At 63.9% G+C, this 2,005-nt stretch carries 2 protein-coding genes; both read right to left on the bottom strand.

Going from position 1 to position 2,005, the window contains the following annotated elements; genetic code table 11:
• Nucleotides 1–84: 84 nt before the first annotated feature.
• Complete coding sequence (locus QMX91_RS30915; protein ID WP_225138950.1) at nucleotides 85–924, bottom strand: AraC family transcriptional regulator; 840 nt, start codon at nucleotides 922–924, stop codon at nucleotides 85–87.
• Nucleotides 921–1,919, bottom strand: coding sequence for a hydrolase (locus tag QMX91_RS30910; RefSeq protein WP_135296766.1), 999 nt, complete (start codon nucleotides 1,917–1,919; stop codon nucleotides 921–923). Before QMX91_RS30910 ends, QMX91_RS30915 begins: the two co-directional genes overlap by 4 nt.
• Between the last annotated feature and the right edge of the window lie 86 nt (nucleotides 1,920–2,005).

The following is a 2,005-nucleotide window of genomic DNA, read 5'->3' as shown; positions in this document are numbered from 1 at the left end:
GGCTTGCTCGCGAAAGCGGTGTGTCAGTCAACCATGATGTGTGCTGAAACACCGCTTTCGCGAGCAAGCCCGCTCCCACAGGGGTTAATCGTCACCGATAGATTGTCGGGCACTGCGATACGCTGCCGGCCCCACGCCATACACCTGCTTGAACTGCCGGCTCAGATGACTCTGATCGGCAAAGCCCAGTTGCATGGCGACTTCCACCGGCAGGCAACCGTGCTGCAATAAACCCCGGGCCGTGGCGATGCGCTGCTGCATCAGCCAGGTGTGTGGCGGCATGCCGGTGGCGCGGCGGAACACCCGGGCGAAGTGGAAGGGCGACAGGTTGACCGCAGCCGCCAGTTCTTCCAACGATGGCGGCGCAGCGAGTTGCGCATGTAGCAGCTCCTTGGCCATCACCACCGCGCGGTGTTCTTTTCCCGGTTTGCCGTTGATCTGCACCGCCGCATGCCGCTGCAACAGCAGCATCATCATCTCGCGCCATACCGTTTGCTGTTGCAGCGCGGTGGCGGGGCTTTCCAGCAAGCGATGCAACTGACAGAAACCGTTGACCAGATCCGGGTCGCGGTACAGCGTTGCGCCGAAGGCCGGCATCGGCGCGGTGGGCAGTTCCAGTTCTTCGAGCAGTGAAACGATCTGTCCGGTATCGGGATAAAACGCCCGGTACAGCCAGCCGTCCTCGGTGCCCTTGTGCCCGGTGTGCAATTCGTCCGGGTTGATCAGCACCAGCGTGCCGCTGCCGGCCAGGTGTTCGGCACCGCGATAGCGATAACGCTGGGCACCGGCCATGATCATGCCGATCACATAACAGTCGTGGACGTGCGGGGCGAAGCGATGCTCGATGTAGCGCGCCGACAGCAACTCGACCCCGGCCAGCGGTGCGGTTTGCCAGAAGCGGATCGACTCGCCCTGGTCGCTCATGACGTCACACGGGCCAACCATTGCGGGATGCGCCGTTCCAGGTAGTAACCGGGCTGGCGCAACGTGCCATCGACAAACCCGACATGCCCACCCTTGGCCTGCAGCTCGAACCGGGTGCTGGCGGACAGCTCTTCGGCCGTCGGCAAGCTGTGGGGGAACACGAACGGATCGTCAGCGGCCTGAATGATCAGGGTCGGGGTGCGGATTTCGCCGAGAAAGTAGCGACTCGACGCCCGGCGATAGTAATCCTCGGCATCGGTAAAGCCGTGCAGCGGCGCGGTGACCCGGCCATCGAAGTCCCAGAAGGTGCGCATGTTCTCCAGCGAGCCGAGCGCCGCCAGAGCCGCCAGGCCATCCTCGCGTCCGTCATGCTGGAACTGGCGTTGCTTGTTCTTGATGTAGGCGACCATCTCGCGCATGAAGTGCGCCTGATAAACCTTGGAAAATCCCTTGCCAATGCGGTCTGCACACTGATCAAGACGAAACGGCACCGACACCGCCACTGCACCGAGCACGCCGCTGTCGCTGCCGGTCTCGCCCAGATGCTTGAGCAACACATTGCCGCCGAGGGAATAACCGACCGCATACAGCGGCGCCAGCGGGCGCTTGGCGCGCAGGTGTCTGATGGCTTCGGCGAGGTCTTCGCTGGCGCCGGAGTGGTAACTGCGCGGCAGCAGGTTGGGTTCGCCGGAGCAACCGCGCCAGTTCAGCGCGACACTGGCCCAGCCTTGCGCGGCGAGTGCTGCCTGAATCCCGGCGATGTAAGGCGAATTGGAAGAACCGGTCAGCCCATGCAACACCAGCACCAACGGCGCCTCGGCGCTGTGCGGGCCATGCCAGTCGAGGTCGAGGAAGTCGCCGTCATCCAGCCACAGGCGTTCCCGCTCGCGATCAAGGTGGACGGTTTTGCGCCACAGCGGCCCCCACAAGGTTTGCAGGTGCGGATTGCCGAGGCCGAAGGCGGGGGTGAAACGTTCAGTTTCCAGAGGGCACACACCTTTTGTGGCGAGGGAGCTTGCTCCCGCTGGGGCGCGAAGCGGCCCTTTTTGGGGACTGCTGCGCAGTCCAGCGGGAGCAAGCT

Source organism: Pseudomonas sp. PS01299, from assembly GCF_029960145.1.
Taxonomy (GTDB): domain Bacteria; phylum Pseudomonadota; class Gammaproteobacteria; order Pseudomonadales; family Pseudomonadaceae; genus Aquipseudomonas; species Aquipseudomonas putida_A.
The sequence above is the reverse complement of the archived record's forward strand: the minus strand, read 5'-3'. Positions and strand labels throughout refer to the sequence as shown.

What these genes read in the sequence shown, in the direction of transcription:
- QMX91_RS30915 (WP_225138950.1), bottom strand. Translation starts at nt 924, where the DNA reads ATGAGCGACCAGGGCGAGTCGATCCGCTTCTGGCAAACCGCACCGCTG.